General features: G+C 70.3%; 13 protein-coding genes. 4 read left to right on the top strand and 9 right to left on the bottom strand.

Going from position 1 to position 15039, the window contains the following annotated elements:
• Position 1: 1 nt before the first annotated feature.
• On the bottom strand, positions 2 to 1159 hold the full coding sequence (locus tag AB0M02_RS06910) for a dihydrolipoamide acetyltransferase family protein (RefSeq protein ID WP_364222841.1): 1158 nt from the start codon (positions 1157 to 1159) through the stop codon (positions 2 to 4).
• Position 1160: 1 nt separating this feature from the next.
• Complete coding sequence (locus tag AB0M02_RS06905; RefSeq protein ID WP_364222838.1) at positions 1161 to 3329, bottom strand: thiamine pyrophosphate-dependent enzyme; 2169 nt, start codon at positions 3327 to 3329, stop codon at positions 1161 to 1163.
• A 100-nt stretch (positions 3330 to 3429) separates the two neighbouring features.
• Here AB0M02_RS06905 and AB0M02_RS06900 point away from each other — a divergent pair, with 100 nt between their 5' ends.
• Entirely contained in the window at positions 3430 to 3924 is a 495-nt protein-coding gene (locus tag AB0M02_RS06900) for a VOC family protein (RefSeq protein ID WP_364222835.1), read from the top strand.
• A complete protein-coding gene (locus tag AB0M02_RS06895) occupies positions 3921 to 4574 on the top strand; it encodes a GntR family transcriptional regulator (RefSeq protein WP_364222832.1) in 654 nt (217 codons plus the stop codon). Before AB0M02_RS06900 ends, AB0M02_RS06895 begins: the two co-directional genes overlap by 4 nt.
• Here the strand turns inward: AB0M02_RS06895 and AB0M02_RS06890 are convergent.
• Genes AB0M02_RS06890 through AB0M02_RS06860 form a run of 7 tightly spaced genes read right to left on the bottom strand, consistent with a single transcriptional unit; the run spans position 4564 to position 12822 of the window.
• Entirely contained in the window at positions 4564 to 5985 is a 1422-nt protein-coding gene (locus AB0M02_RS06890; RefSeq protein ID WP_364222829.1) for an NAD-dependent succinate-semialdehyde dehydrogenase, read from the bottom strand. The genes AB0M02_RS06895 and AB0M02_RS06890 overlap by 11 nt on opposite strands.
• A gap of 8 nt (positions 5986 to 5993) precedes the next feature.
• Positions 5994 to 7232: a Xaa-Pro peptidase family protein gene (locus AB0M02_RS06885; RefSeq protein ID WP_364222826.1), complete on the bottom strand. Its 1239-nt coding sequence runs from the start codon at positions 7230 to 7232 to the stop codon at positions 5994 to 5996.
• Positions 7229 to 8161: an NAD(P)-dependent oxidoreductase gene (locus AB0M02_RS06880; RefSeq protein ID WP_364222823.1), complete on the bottom strand. Its 933-nt coding sequence runs from the start codon at positions 8159 to 8161 to the stop codon at positions 7229 to 7231. The genes AB0M02_RS06885 and AB0M02_RS06880 overlap by 4 nt, the downstream gene beginning before the upstream one ends.
• 25 nt (positions 8162 to 8186) lie before the next feature.
• Positions 8187 to 8918 carry an ATP-binding cassette domain-containing protein gene (locus AB0M02_RS06875; protein WP_364222820.1) on the bottom strand — a complete coding sequence of 244 codons (732 nt, stop codon included), beginning with the start codon at positions 8916 to 8918 and terminating at the stop codon, positions 8187 to 8189.
• Entirely contained in the window at positions 8905 to 10704 is a 1800-nt protein-coding gene (locus AB0M02_RS06870) for a branched-chain amino acid ABC transporter ATP-binding protein/permease (protein WP_364222817.1), read from the bottom strand. Before AB0M02_RS06870 ends, AB0M02_RS06875 begins: the two co-directional genes overlap by 14 nt.
• On the bottom strand, positions 10701 to 11579 hold the full coding sequence (locus AB0M02_RS06865; protein WP_364222814.1) for a branched-chain amino acid ABC transporter permease: 879 nt from the start codon (positions 11577 to 11579) through the stop codon (positions 10701 to 10703). Before AB0M02_RS06865 ends, AB0M02_RS06870 begins: the two co-directional genes overlap by 4 nt.
• Before the next feature lie 4 nt (positions 11580 to 11583).
• The gene (locus tag AB0M02_RS06860; protein ID WP_364222811.1) at positions 11584 to 12822 is read right to left on the bottom strand and encodes an amino acid ABC transporter substrate-binding protein; all 1239 of its coding nucleotides are present in this window, start codon (positions 12820 to 12822) and stop codon (positions 11584 to 11586) included.
• Between the two features lie 182 nt (positions 12823 to 13004).
• Here AB0M02_RS06860 and AB0M02_RS06855 point away from each other — a divergent pair, with 182 nt between their 5' ends.
• Entirely contained in the window at positions 13005 to 13847 is an 843-nt protein-coding gene (locus AB0M02_RS06855; RefSeq protein ID WP_364222808.1) for a PhnD/SsuA/transferrin family substrate-binding protein, read from the top strand.
• Positions 13844 to 15031 (top strand): MFS transporter, encoded by a 1188-nt coding sequence (locus AB0M02_RS06850; protein WP_364222805.1) that lies wholly within the window; start codon positions 13844 to 13846, stop codon positions 15029 to 15031. Before AB0M02_RS06855 ends, AB0M02_RS06850 begins: the two co-directional genes overlap by 4 nt.
• The last annotated feature ends 8 nt before the right edge of the window (positions 15032 to 15039 follow it).

Below are 15039 nucleotides of genomic sequence, written 5' to 3'. Positions count from 1 at the left end.
ATCAGGCGAGGATGCGGAGCGGGGCCTCGAGCAGGCCGAGGAAGTGGGCCATCCAGGCGGCGGCGAGAGCGCCGTCCACCGGGCGGTGATCGACCGAGAGCGTCACGCGCAGCACGGTGGCGATCGCGAGTTCGCCGTCGACGGCAACGGCCTCGGGCCGCGCGGCTCCCACCGCCAGGATCGCCGCCTGCGGCGGGTTGATCACCGCGTCGAACTCCTCGGTGCCGAAGACGCCGAGGTTCGTGACGGTGAGCGTGCCGCCCTCCAGCTCGTTCTGCCGCAACCGGCCGTCCCGCGCGCGGGCGACGAGGTCGGCGCTCGCAGCGGCCAGCGCGGACACCCGCATTCCCGACACCCCGCGGACCACCGGTGTGACCAGGCCCCTGTCCGTGGCCACGGCGATGGCGATGTCGACGTCACGGAACTTCCGCACCGCGTTCTCGGTCCAGATCACGTTCATGTCCGGGATCGCCACATGGGTGCGTGCCGCCGCTGCCACGATCAGGTCGTTCAGCGAGATCTTGACGCCGGCGCCCGTGTTGAGCTGCGCCCGCATCTCCAGCAGCGCGTCGACCCGCGCGCTCCCCCGGATCGTGAAGACCGGCACGTCTCGCGCGCTGTCGGAGAGCCGTTCCGCGATGGCCCGCCGCATGCGCGAGTGCGGCACGTCCTCGACATCAACCGGCTCAACGGGTGCGGACGTGGCGGGCGCGGTCCGGGTGGCCAGAGCTCGGTGGATGTCGGCTCGGACGATCCGGCCACCGGGCCCGGTACCGTCCAGGTCGGCGAGGGTAAGGCCGTTGTCGCGGGCCAGCTTCCGGGCCAGCGGGCTGGCGAACCTCCGCTCGGGCCGGTCGACAGCGGCGGGCTGCGAGCCGGTCAGGTTCGAGACCAGCGCATCCACATCGTCGATCACCTCGCCCGGTGCCGCCAGCACCGCCAGGGGTGTGCCGACAGCCACCGTGCGCCCCGGTTCGATCAGCGTTTTGAGCAGGACGCCGTCGGTGTCTGCCGGGATGTCGACGACGGCCTTGTCGGTCTCGACCGTCGCGATCGGGTCGCCGGCGGAGAACGACGCGTTCTCGGCCAGCGGCCACTCGTTGAGCACGGCCTCGGACAGGTTGGCGGAGATCGCGGGCATCCGCAGCAGGGCGGCCATCTCAGACCTCCTCGATGTGCCGCAGGGCGGTCGCGATCTCCTCGCGGCGGGCGATGGCCGCACGTTCGAGGGCCTTGCTGATGCTGGGTGACGCCTCCCCGCCGGTGACCCGCTGGATCGGGGCGTCCAGCCAGTCGAAGAAGCGGCGCTGGATCTCGTCGGCCAGCCACCCGCCGTACGAGGTACCGATTGGGCCCTGCTCGACGACGAGGATGCGATTGGTCTTGCGGATGCTGGCGCCGACGGTCTCCCAGTCGAGGCTGGCCCGGTCGAGCCACCGCAGGTCGATCACCTCGGCGTCGACCCCGGTTTCCTCGGCGGCGGCGAGTGCCTCCGCGACCATGGAGAGGTACGCGATGACGGTGACCGCCGCACCGGTACGCCGCACCGCCGCCCGCCCGACCGGCAGGTGATAGTCGTAGTCGTCGACCGGGCCGTCGCCGGTGCTGTTGTAGAGGTCGACGTGTTCGAGCACGACGACCGGGTCCTCGCACCGCAGGGCCGTGTTCATCAGGCCCACGTAGTCGTACGGGTTGGACGGCGCGACGATCCGCCAGCCGGGAGCGGTCGCGAAGATGCCGGCCGGGTCCATCGAGTGCTGTGACCCGTACCCGGTGCCGGTGGCCACCTTGCTGCGCAGCACGAACGGCACCGGGCCGTCCCCGCCGAACATGTGCCGGGCCTTGCCGACCTGGTTGAACAGCTGGTCGGCGGCGACCCACATGAAGTCCGCGTACATGAACTCGACCACCGGGCGGAACCGGCCGTCGAGCGCGATGCCGCCGGCCAGGCCGGTGAACGCGTTCTCGCTGATCGGGGTGCCGAGGATGCGGCCGGGGAAGGCGGCCGCCAGGCCCTTCGTGGCGCCGTTGGTGCCGCCGTTGAGGCGGTGCACGTCCTCACCCATCACGACGATGCGATCATCGGTCTCCATCCGGCGGCGCATCACCTCGGCGACGGCGTCGATGAACTTGGTCTCGCGGATCGCGATGCCGTCGTCGGCCATCCGGGCGCCGTCGAGCTCGCTCAGGTCGCCGCGGACGCCGACGTCGACGAACGCGGGGTCGGGCCACTCGGCCGGGCGGATCCGGCGCTCGCCGGGTTTGCCGCCGGGCAGCGCCTCGAGCAGTGTCTCGCCGGCCCGGTCCATGGCCGCCCGCGCCCCGGCCACCGCCGCGGCGCGCGCCTCCTCGGTGAGCAGGCCGCGGCGGATCATGTGCCGGGCGGTCAGGTCGATCGGGTCGCGCTCGCGCCAGCGGGCCTCCTCCTCCCGGTCGCGATAGCGGAAGGCGCTGCCGGGGAACGGTCCGTTCTGGTGGAAATACCGGTATGTGTCGGCCTCGACCAGGGCCGGGCCGTGTCCGTCGCGCATGTGGGCGACCGCCTCCCGCATCGCCAGGTGGACCGCGAGTGGATCCATCCCGTCGACCCGCCAGCTCGCGATGCCGAACCCGGGGCCACGGGCCGAGAGCCGGGGCTCGCCGGTGGCCTCGGCAACGCTGGTGGAGACCGCGTACTGGTTGTTCTCCACGAAGAAGCACACCGGGAGCCGCCAGGCGGCGGCCAGGTTGAACGACTCCAGGGTGGACCCGATGTTGGCGGCGCCGTCGCCGAAGTAGGTCACCGCGACCGCGTCGGTGGCGGCCTGCCGGGCGGCCCAGGCGAAGCCGGCCGCGAGCGGGACACCGCCGCCGACGATCGCGTTGGTGCCCATCGCACCGGCCTCCTTCCACTGCAGATGCATCGAGCCGCCCCGGCCGTGGCTGTAACCGCGGTCGAGGCCGCAGATCTCGGCCAGCGTGCGCAGGAGCACGGTGTGGATCTCGGCGGACACCTCGGCGGTCAGGTCGAAGCCCTTGGGCGCGACGTGCTGCAGCGCCTTGGCGAGGAACTGGTGGTGGCCCCGGTGCGAGCCGTTCACCGCGTCACCCGGCGCGAGCGCGAGGACCGAGCCGACCGCGCCGCCCTCCTGCCCGATGCTGGAGTGCGCCGGGCCGTGCACGAGGCCGGCACCGGCCAGCTCCAGCACGTATTCCTCGAAGGCGCGGATGAGCACGAGTTGGTGGAACATCGCGGCGAGCAGCTCGGGATCGGCCGCGTCCCAGTCGGCGTCGGTGGCGGCGATCTCGGTCCAGGGTGCGTCGGGGTGCAACGGCTGACGGTCCGGCATGGAGGCCAGACTGCCACTGATTGGATCCAATCGCTAGCCCTGTCAGGTTCTCCGACGCAAATGTAGGCTGAATTGGATCCATACTTGAGGAGGTGTGCGGATGGGACTGCCAGGACTGCGGCGGCTCGACCACGTCGGCTTCACGGTGCCCGACCTCGACGAGGCGCAGGCGTTCCTCGTCGACGTGCTCGGCTGTGAGTACCTGTACTCGCTGGGCCCGTTCGCCGACGACGGCTCGTGGATGGCCGACCACCTCAACGTGCACCCGCGCGCGACCATCCCGGAGAACCGGTTCTTCCGGCTCGGCGACCAGGCGATTTTCGAGGTGTTCGCGTACACCGCACCGGATCGGCGCACCGAGCCACCGCGCAACAGCGATGTCGGCGGCCACCACGTCGCGCTCTACGTCGACGACCTCGACGCGGCGGTGGCCCACCTGCGCGAGCACGGCGTCACCGTCTGCGGGGAGCCGACCTCGAGCCGCGGGCCGCACGAGGGCCAGCGGTGGATCTACTTCCTGGCACCATGGGGCATGCAGTTCGAGCTGGTGTCCTACCCGCACGGCCGGGCCTTCTTCCGGAACGAGAGAAAATGACCGTCGCCACCCAGCGCGTCGCCGACCATCTGCGCCGCGCCATCCTCGGCGGCGCCATCGCCCCGGGCGAGCGCGTCCGCCAGGAGGACGTCGCCCAGCAGCTCGGCGCCAGCCGGCTACCGGTACGCGAGGCGCTGCAGATGCTCGCGGCCGAGGGCCTGGTCGAGCACGAGCCGAACAAGGGCGCCCGGGTGCCCTGGCTGTCGATGCACGAGGTCGACGTCATGTACCGGATGCGTGAGCAGCTCGAACCACTCGCACTCGGCGAGAGTCTGCCGCTGCTCGCCCCCACCGATCTGGTACGGCTCGACGAGATCCAGGACGAGATCGAGAGCGGCGTCGACGTCGAGCGCTTCCTGACGCTGGACCGGGAGTTCCACCTGCGCACCTACAGCGCCTGCGCGATCGACCAGCTGACCACCACGGTGACCCGGCTGTGGAACTCGACGCAGTATTATCGGCGGGCGTTCATGCAGATCACCGGGCCGAGCCGGCGCTGGGTGGTGAACGCCGAGCACCGCCTGCTGATCGACGCGGTCGAGCGGCGCGACGAGGTCGACGCGGGCCGCCTGCTGGCCGGGCACATCCGGCGGACCCGCATCGAACTCCTGCGTCATCCCGAGGTGTTCGAGAAGAACGTCACCAGGTGACGGCGATGTATTTCGACTCGAGGTAGTCCAGCATGCCCTCGTGGCCGCCCTCCCGGCCCACCCCGCTCTGCTTGACCCCGCCGAACGGCGCGGCCGGGTCGCTGACGAGCCCCCGGTTCAACCCGATCATCCCGGCCTCGATCGCCTCGCTCACCCGCAGGCCACGGGCCAGGTCGGTGGTGTAGACGTACGCCACCAGGCCGTACTCGGTGTCGTTGGCCATCGCGACCGCCTCGGCCTCCGAGCCGAACGTGACGATCGGCGCCACCGGGCCGAAGATCTCCTTGCGCAGGATCGCCGCGTCCGGTGCCACACCGGTCAGGACCGTGGGCGGGTAGTAGTAGCCGGGCCCGTCCGGCCGCGCGCCACCGGTGGCAGCCACAGCTCCGGCGGCCAGCGCGTCCCGGACGAGCCCGTCCACCTTGCCCACTGTGTCCTCGTTGACCAGTGGGCCGACCTCGGTCCCGGGTGACGTTCCCGGGCCCACCCGCAGCGCCGCCATCCGCGTGGCCAGGCGCGACGCGAAGTCGGCGGCGACCGACTCGTGGACGTAGAAGCGGTTGGCGGCCGTACAGGCCTCCCCCGCGTTGCGCATCTTCGCCACCATCGCCCCGTCGACCGCGGAGTCCAGGTCGGCGTCTTCGAAGACCAGGAACGGCGCGTTGCCGCCCAGCTCCATCGACGTGTTGACGACGTTGTCGGCGGCCTGCGCGAGAAGAATCCGGCCCACCTCGGTCGACCCGGTGAACGACACCTTGCGTACGCGCGGGTCGTGCAGCATCGCCGAGACGACCCGGCCCGAGCTGCGCGACGGCAGTACGTTCACCACGCCGGCCGGAACGCCGGCCTCGGCCAGGATCTCGGCCATCGCCAGGGCGGTCAGCGGAGTGTCGCTGGCCGGTTTGAGAATCACCGTGCAACCGGCCGCCAGCGCCGGCCCGATCTTGCGGGTGGCCATCGCGGCCGGGAAGTTCCACGGCGTGACCAGCACGCACACCCCGACCGGCTGCCGCACGACGAGGATCCGGTTGGCGCCCGACGGCGCGGTCACCACCGTCCCCTCACCCCGCACGGCCTCCTCGGCGTACCAGCGGAAGAACTCCGCCGCGTACGCCACCTCGCCACGGGCGTCGGTCAGCGCCTTGCCGTTCTCCAGGCTGATCAGGTGCGCCAGCTCGCTCGCCCGCTCCGTCATCAGCTCGAAAGCCTTACGGAGCACCTCCGCTCGTACCCTCGGAGGTGTCGCGGACCAAGCCGGGCCCGCACCCGCCGCCGCCTCCACCGCGGCGATCGCGTCTGTCTCGTCGCCGTCGGCGACCGACGCGATCACCTCGCCGGTCGCCGGGTCCAGCACGTCGAATCGGCCGGCCGCGGGCACCCACTTGCCGCCGATGAACAGGTCCGTCTGCACAGAAACTCCTAGTACGGGTTGGCGACGACCAGGTCCTCGGCCGGGAACAGGGTGAGAATGCGCGGCCCGTCGGCGGTCACCACGACCTCCTCCTCGATCCGGGCGGCCGAGAAGCCGTCGCTGGCTGGGCAGTACGTCTCGAGGGCGAACACCATGCCGACCTGCAGCTCGACCGGCTCGGTCATGCTGTTGAGCCGCGAGATGATCGGCCGTTCGTGCAGGCCCAGCCCCAGCCCGTGGCCGAACTGCAGGCCGAACGCCGCCATCTCGTTCTCGAAGCCGAACTCGGTGGCCTTCGGCCACACCGCCGCGATCTCGTCGGTGCCCACGCCGGGACGGACGACAGCGATCGCCGCGTCCATCCACTCCCGGGCCTTGGCGTACGCCGCACGCTGCGACGCGGTCGAGCGGCCCACCGAGAGCGTGCGGTAGTAGCAGGTCCGGTAGCCGTTGTACGAGTGGATGATGTCGAAGAACGCCTGGTCTCCCGGGCGGATGATGCGGTCGGAGAAGTTGTGCGGGTGCGGGTTGCACCGTTCTCCCGACACCGCGTTGATCGCCTCGACCTGGTCGGAGCCCATGTCGTAGAGCCGCTTGTTGGCCAGCGCCACGATCTCGTTCTCCCGGATGCCCGGCTTGAGCACCTCGACGATGTCCTGGTAGACGCCGTCGACCATGGCCGCGGCCTGGTTCAGCAGCATGATCTCGTCGTTCGACTTGATCAGCCGGGCGTCCAGCATGAGCTGCTGGCAGTCGACGACCCGCAGACCCTGCCGCTGCATCTCGAACAGGAACGCGGGTTCGACGATGTCCACGCCGACGGGCTGGTCGGCCAGGCCGGCGTCGGTCAGCATGCCCTTGATCTCCCGGACCGCCGACACCATCAGGCCGGCCGACGGGGCGATCGCGCCGCGCATCCCGAGCATCCCGGCCCGGCAGTCGTCCGGGTCAAGCCACGGCGCGTAGAGCCTGTGGTGCCGGGCGGCCGACCCGAAGTCCCACAGCACCGGCGAGGCGCCCCGGGTCAGCAGTGCGTAGCGGGTCATCTTGTCGCCGAGCGCACCGCCGATCCAGGTCTGCGTCGTGTACCGGATGTTGTAGAAGTCGAACAGCAGGAAGGCGCCGCACTCGGAACCGGCCAGGGCTTTCTGGGCGCGATCGAGGCGGTACCGGCGCAGCCGGTCGAAGTCGACCCGCTCCTCGTAGTCGACGGCCATGTGCCCCGGCGCGGGGATCGGGCGGCTCATGCCGAGAGCCCGTCGTCGACCTGGACGTCCTCGGGCTTCAGGGTCACGCCCGCGGCGGCCGCCTGCTGGTCCAGCAGGATCGCGAAGTCCTCGGTGACCCGGCCGCTCGACACGGTCTGCTGCACCAGCTGGGCGGTCAGCGCGGCCAGCGGCATCGGCACGTTCAGCTCGTGACCGGCGGCCAGGCCGAGGTCGAAGTCCTTGCGCAGCAGCAGCGGGGTGAACGTGGCCGTGTAGTCGAGGTTGACGAACGCCGGTGACTTGTACCGGGTGAACACCGAGCCCATCACGCTGTCGTTCAGGAACGCCAGGAACGCCGCCCGCGACACCCCGCCCTGCTCGGCCAGGACCGTGACCTCGGCCATGCACTGGGTCACCACACCGAGCATCAGGTTGTGGCAGATCTTGACGAGCCGGGCCACGTCGCCCTCGCCCACGTACGTCACCGAGCGCCCGATGTAGCCCAGCAGGTGCTCGACCCGCTGGTAGGCGTCGAACGGGCCGGAGACGGCGATGCTCAGCTTGCCGGCCTTGACCACCTTGCCGTTCCCGCTGACCGGCGCGGCCAGGAAGGCGACTCCCCTGGCCAGGCACTCGGCCCGGACATGCTCCGAGGCCTCGGTGGACACGGTCGAGCAGTCCACCACCATCCCGGGCAGCCGGGACGGATCGGCGAGCAGGCCGTCGTCACCCAGCAGGACCGCGTGCAGGTCCGACGAGGTGGACACCATCGTGAACACCACATCCCGATCGCGCAGGTCGGCGACCCGGGAGGCCACCGAGCACCCGTGCTCGACGGTCGCCTCCGCCTTGGAGCGGGTGCGATTCCAGACGGCCGGGGCCACTCCGGCCCGGGCCAGCCGGATCGCCATGGCGGCGCCCATCCGGCCCGCGCCGATCCAGCCGACGGTGAGGTCGTTGTCTGCCATGTTCATCTACTCCTTGTAAAACGGATCAGGAGGCGGACGGTGCGGGCGTCGTGCCGCCCAGGTAGAGCGAAGCCATCTCGGGGTGGTCGCGGACCTCGGCGGCGGTGCCGACCAGCCGGACCTTGCCGCCCTCCATCACCACGCCGTGCGTGGCCAGGCCGAGTCCGAGCCGCACGTTCTGCTCGACGAGGAGCACCGTGGTGCCGGCGGCGTTGAGGCTCTGGATCAGATCGGCCACGCCGGCCATGCTCCTGGGGTCGAGGCCGAGCGACGGTTCGTCGAGCAGCAGCAGGCGCGGGTCGAGCATCAGGCAGCGGGCGATCTCCACCATCCGGCGCTGCCCGCCGGAGAGGTTGCCGGCGTTGTCACCGGCCCGCTCGGCGACGATCGGGATGCGTTCGCGGACCGCGTCGAAGCGTTGCGCCAGCAGTTTCCGGTCGCGCCTGATCAGATACCCGCCGAGCAGCACGTTCTCCCGCACCGACATGCCGGGGAACAGTGCCTGCGACTGCGGCACCTGGGTGACCCCGAGGGCCAGCACCCGCTCGGGCGGCAGCCCGTCGGTGCGGGTACCGGCCATCTCGATCGAGCCGGTCCGGCACTTCAGCAGCCCGCTGATCACCTTGAGCACCGTGGACTTGCCCGCCCCGTTCGGGCCGACGATGCAGGTCACCGTGTTCGCCGCGCAGTGCAGGTCGACGCCCTGCAACACGTTGCCGCCGCCGTATCCGGCCGTGACGTCCTTAAGCGTGAGCATTCTGCGGCCTCCAGTCGTCGCCGAGGTACGCCTCGAGCACCAGCGGATCGTTGCGGATCTGCGCTGGCGGCCCGGAGGCGATGCAGGTGCCACGGGCGAACACGTGGACCGGGTCGCACAGGTCCAGCACGAGCGGGATGTTGTGCTCGACGATCAGGAACGTGATGCCGCCGCGGTTCAGTTCGCGGATCACTTCGGTGAGCCGGCCCAGCAGGCTCGGATTGACCCCGCCGGCCGGTTCGTCGAGCAGGATCAGCTGCGGTTCGAGCATCAGCACCTGGGCCAGTTCGACCAGCTTCTGCTGGCCGTACGAGAGCGCTCCGGCCTTCTGCTGCTCGAAGCTGCCCAGCCCGACGATGTTCAGCAGTTCCCGGGCCCGGGCGGCCTCGGTTCCGCTGACCGCGTCGGCCAGCATGGTGCGCAGCTTCGCGTCGGGCTGCGGCGCCACCACGTTCTGCAGCACCGTCATCTCCTTGAACAGCCGGGTCACCTGAAAGGTGCGGCCCAGCCCCAGATGCCCGCGGGTCCACGGCGGCAGCTTCTCGATCCGCTTGCCGTTGAACGTGATCGCGCCGGCGTCGGCCGGCATGCCGCCGGTGATCAGGTTGAACAGAGTGGTCTTGCCGGAGCCGTTCGGGCCGATCAGCGCGGTGATCGATCCCTGCTCGACGGTGAGGTCCGCGTTGTCGACCGCGGTGAGTCCACCGAAGCGCTTGGTGACGCCCCGCACCTCGAGCAACGGCCCGGGTCTGGCCTCCGGTACTCGTTCCCGCACCACCGCGATGTTGTGCGACAGCGCGCCGATCTGGTCGGTGTACTCGACCTTCACCGGGTGCCGCTTGCGCCAGGCCGCCTCGATCGTCGGCAGCAGCCCGGCCGGCAGGAACAGCACCACCGCGACCAGGATCAGGCCGAGGATCAGCACCCTCGACTGCGAGCTACCGCCGTAGACGGTGGCCGCCTCGTTGACCAGGCTGACGATGAACGCACCCAGCACCGGGCCGTACAGCGTGCCGCGCCCGCCGAGCAGCGCCGAGAGCACGATCAGCACGCTGCCGAGGATGGCGAACGAGCCGACCGGGTTCAGGAACGTCTGGTAGTACGCGTACACACCGCCGGCCACGCCGATGAAGAAGCTGCTGGCCCCGTACGCAAGGATCTTGAAGATTGTGGTGTTGACGCCGATCGAGGCTGCTTTTCCCTCGTCCTCGCGGATCGCGACGAGGCCGGTGCCGAACTTGGTGCGCGCGATCCAGGCGCTGAACAGCACGGTCAGCACCAGCAGGAAGAGGAACGCGTAGTAGAACGGGATGTTCTGGAAGTCGGCGCTCCAGAACGGCAGTTCGAGGGTGATGCCGTCGGAGCCGTTGGTCAGCGATTTCCAGTTCGTCGCCACGATCTGCGCCGACAGCAGCAGCGCGATCGTGATGATGACGAACGCGTGCCCCCGGGTACGCAGCACCACCGACCCGAACGCGACCGCGATCAGGACCGCCGTGACGCCGCCGATCGGAGCGACCCACAGCGGGTTCACACCGGTGTGCAGGGCGATGATCGCCGCTGTGTAGGCGCCGACGCCGAGGAACATGCTGTGCCCGAGCGAGATGTAACCGGCGTAGCCGGAGATGAGGTTCCAGCTCGCGGCCTGGACGGCCAGCAGGAACATCATCAGCAAGACCCCTTGGGGGTACGGCTGCCAGGGGTTGATCACCGGGTACAGGACCAGTGCGAGCAGCACGATGCCGGCGATCAGGTGCTGGCGGGGAACCCTTCGGATGACGTTCATACGGCGTCCTCCCGCAGCCGTGCGCCGAACAGGCCCTGCGGCCGAACCAGCAACACCGCCATGATCACGAGGTAGAAGACGAGCGTCGACCACTGCAACGACCCGTAGGTTGCCGTCAATGTCTCGGCCAGGCCGAGCACCAGCGCCCCGACAAGCGCGCCGGGCAGACTGCCCATCCCGCCCAGCACCACGATGCCGAGCAGCCGGGAGATCCAGTCGTAGTGCGACGCCGGGAAGAACGGGTAGAGCACCGACAGGATCGACCCGCCGACGCCGGCGCTCGCACTGCCCAGCGCGAACGCCAGCGCCGCGGTGGCCGCCGCGGCGATCCCGACCAGCGACGCTGCTGACGGGTTCTGCGAGGTGGCCCGGATGGCCCGGCCGGTCCAGGTACGGGTGAGCACCAGATAGAGCACGCCCAGCACCACGACCGCGGCGAGGAAGCCGTAGACCTGTGCCTTGGGCAGCAGCACGTCACCCACCCGGAAGCTCTGCTCGAAATACGCCGGGGTGGCCGACCGGAACCGGTTGCCCGTCACGATGCTCAGGGAGCCCTCGATGACCAGCGCCAACCCGAAGGTCAGCAGCACCGACATCGACGCCGCCTGGCCTCGGATGCGGGAGACCACGAACCGGTAGAGCAGCCACCCCAGGCCGAACATCAGCGGGGCGGTGATGACCGAGGCGAGGATCGGGTCGAGCCCGAGCGTGCGCCACAACCACCAGGTGAGCGTTGCGACCAGGATCAGAAAGGCACCCTGGGCGATGTTGACTATCCGAAGCACACCGAAGATCAGCGTCAGGCCGGAGGCCATCAGGGCGTAGATGCCGCCGATCAGAACGCCGAGTGCTATCGCCTGGACGAACTGGGCCATGCCATCACTTCCAGTCGGGCTTGGGGTTCACGATCGTCTGGGACGTGGCCGCTTCGGCCGGCGCCACCACCTGAGCCTTGCCGGACTGCCACTGCCCGAGGAGGAACTTCCCCTTCGGTTCGCCGGTCTCCTCCCAGGCCAGCGGGCCCAGGATGGTCTCCACCGTGTTGGCGTGCAGCCAGTCACGGATCTTGACCTGATCGACCGCGCCGACCGCGGTGGTCGCCGCCGCCAGCACCTCGGCCGCCGCGTACGCGTCGGCTGCGTCCTCGGCCGGGTCCGCGTTCGCGAACATCGCCTTGTAGCCGGCCACGAAGTCGGTGTTCTTCGGCGTCTTGGCGTCCTGGTGCCAGCTGACCGTGTAGAAGATGCCCTCGGTGCTCTCCACCCCGACACCCGAGCTGTACTGCCCGGCGTTGCTGGGCGCGGACGTCTGGAACAGCATCTTGGGCGAGTAGTCGAGCTGCTTGAGCGAGCGGACCAGACCGACCCCGTCCTCGAACACCGCGCCCTGTGCGATCAGGTCGGGCTTCTTGGCGGCCATCTGGCTCGCGATCGACTGGAAGTTCGTGGTGTCCGGCGGGTAGAGCTCGCTGTACACCGTCTGCACCCCGAGCGCCTCGAGCTGCTTCTGCATGCTCTGGATGACCGGCGCCGCGAACGGGTCGTCCTGCATCGGGTACGCCGCGGTCTTGGGCCTCTGGTCCTCGGGCAGCGACTTGATCCAGTCGACGAACACGTCGGCCTGGTGCGGCGCGGTGGCCGGCTGTGCGAAGAACAGGTATTTGAATCCGCGGTTGAACATGTTCGGCGCGCCGCCGGCCGGCTCCACGAAGACCATGCCGTTCTTCTCCGCGACGGCCGAGGCCGGGAAGTTGAGCAGCGAGGAGAACGTGCCGAGCAGCAGGTCGACCTTGTCCTGCGTGATCAGCTTGGTGTAGTCGCTGACGACGGTGTCCTGGTTGCTGGCGTCGTCGACGATCTTGAGCTGGACCTGGCGGCCGAGCAGCCCGCCGGACTTGTTGATCTGGTCGGCCCAGACCTCGTACCCGCGCTTCGCTTCGGTGCCGGGCTGGGAGAAGTCGCCGGTCAGTGGCAGCGAGATGCCTATGACCAGGGGTTTGTCGGTTTGTTCGGCGGCTTTCTCGGACGGGCGGGAACCGCAGCCGGTCATGCCGATGCCGATGGCGCTGACGAGTAAGGCGGCGAGGACAGAACGTCGGGAGACGGATTTTTCGATCATCAAGGCCCTCCACTTCGAGGATCTCCCCGGCGGGGTCGGCTCCGGGGAGACAGGCCGCAATCGTTTGCGAAGTCAGGATGTACGTGATGTTACGCACGTGTCAAGAGTGCGAATAGAAGCAGCTCGCAAGCGGATAAATCAAGGTCTGTTGCGCTGCAATCGGTTGCGGTTACGCTCCTGCCATGACGACCATCGTCCGGCTCGGCTCGTTCACCCCGTCAGTGCTCCTGCGTGTCGCGCGCCGGCTCGGCCGCCTCGAGTCCGATGTGGTCGAAGAGCTCGTCCCGTCGTCACCGGCACAGTTCCGCGCGCTGATCGACGGTCGCTACGACGCGGTCCTGACCAGCCCGGACAACGTCCTGGCCTACCGGTACAGCCCGGTCAACCCGCTCGGCGAACACGCCGGGGCCGAGATGGTCGCCGCCGTCGACCGCGGCATGGGCCTGGCCCTCTACAGCAACCGCGACGACCTGCGCGGCGCGCGGCTGGCCGTCGACGTCCCCGGCTCCGGATTCGCCTTCGCGATGTACGCGCTGGCCGAGTCTCTCGGGCTGCGCCGGGGCGACTACGAGGTGATCGCCCTCGGCTCGACACCGAAGCGGCTGCAAGCGCTGCTGGCCGGAGAGTGCGACGCCACCATGCTCAACGCCGGCAACGAACTGCTCGCGGAAGCCGCCGGATTCCGTGCCCTGGCCCGGGCCTCCGAGGTCTGCCACCCCTACCTCGGCACCGTTCTGGCCGCACTCGACCCGGCACCGGTCACCGGCCTGGCGTCCGCGCTCACCGCGGTCGCCGCCGAGATCACCGGCGGCCGGCACGACCAGCTCGTCGCCGACGAGGCGACGGCGGCCCTCGGCCTCGACCGGCCACTGGCCGAGCGCTACCTGCAACGGCTGCGGACACCGGCCGAGGGACTCGTGCCGGACGGCGTGGTCGACCGGGAGTCCCTGCGCACGCTGGTCGGCCTGCGCCGCCGGTTCGGCCCGGCACTGGACGGCGACCCGCTGTCCGCGGCGCTCACATGACCGGTCCCAGCCGCCGGTCGCTGCGGCTGCTCCAGATCACCACATTCGTCAGCACCACGGACCGGTTCCTGATGCCGCCGATGCTGATCATCATGGCGCGAGCGCTCGGGGTCCCGCTGGCCTCGGTGGTCCACACGGCGAGCCTCTACTTCCTCGCGTACGGGCTGATGCAGCCGGTCTGGGGCATCGTCTCCGACCGGCTCGGCCGGGTACGCACGCTGCGGATCACGCTGACCGTCGCGGCTCTGGCCACCGGCGCGTCGGCGGCGGTCGCGGACGTGACCCAGCTCGGCGTGACCCGTGCGCTGGCCGGGGCGGCGTTCAGCGCCGCCGTGCCGGCGAGCCTGATCTACATCGGCGACACCGTCCCCGGCCCGCGGCGGCAGACCGAGGTCACGAACCTGATGGTCGGCGTTGCGGTGGGCACCGCGATCGCGTCGGTCGGCGCCGGCGCGCTGGCCCAGGTGATCAGCTGGCGGGCGGCGTTCGTGGTCTCCGCGATCGGCGCGCTCGTCCTGGCCGTGCTGCTGCGCGGGCTGCCCGAGCCGGCTGTCGAACGGCCACGGGAGAGCCCGCTGGCCCCGCTCGGCCGGGTGGCGCGCTCCGGGTCGACCCGGCTGGTGCTGCTGCTCGCGCTCGTCGAGGGCGGCGTGCTGCTCGGCGCGATCACCCTGCTGCCGCCCGCCGTCGAGTCCACCGGGGTCAGCCCGGCGGTCGCCGGCGCGGTCACCGCGGTGTACGGCGTCGCGGTGCTCATCTTCGCCCCGGTCACCGGCCGGCTGTCACGCCGCTGGCCGGTGTGGCGCCTGATCGCCGTCGGGGCCTGCGCCGCCGTGGCCGGGTGCGCGCTGGCCGCGTTCTCGCAGCACGTCGCGACGGCCACCGCGGCGGCCACGCTGATCGGCGTGGCCTGGGCCGCCATGCACTCCTCGCTGCAGACCTGGGCGACCGAGGTGCTGCCGTCGGCCCGGGCGACCGTCGTCTCCGGGTTCGCCGGGTCGCTGTTCGCCGGCAGCGCGCTGGCGGCGGCGCTGCTGGCGGGACCGGCCGACGCCGGGAGCTATGGCACCGTGTACGCGGCCCTGGCTGTCGCGGCCGTCCCGCTGGGCATCCTCGCCACCGTGGCTCGCGCACGCTGGCGTCCCACCGTCCCGGCAGCCGGAGGCTCACATGGGCACCCCTAAAATCGGAC

The organism is Actinoplanes sp. NPDC051861 (genome assembly GCF_040681145.1).
Lineage (GTDB): Bacteria > Actinomycetota > Actinomycetes > Mycobacteriales > Micromonosporaceae > Actinoplanes.
The sequence above is the reverse complement of the archived record's forward strand: the minus strand, read 5'-3'. Positions and strand labels throughout refer to the sequence as shown.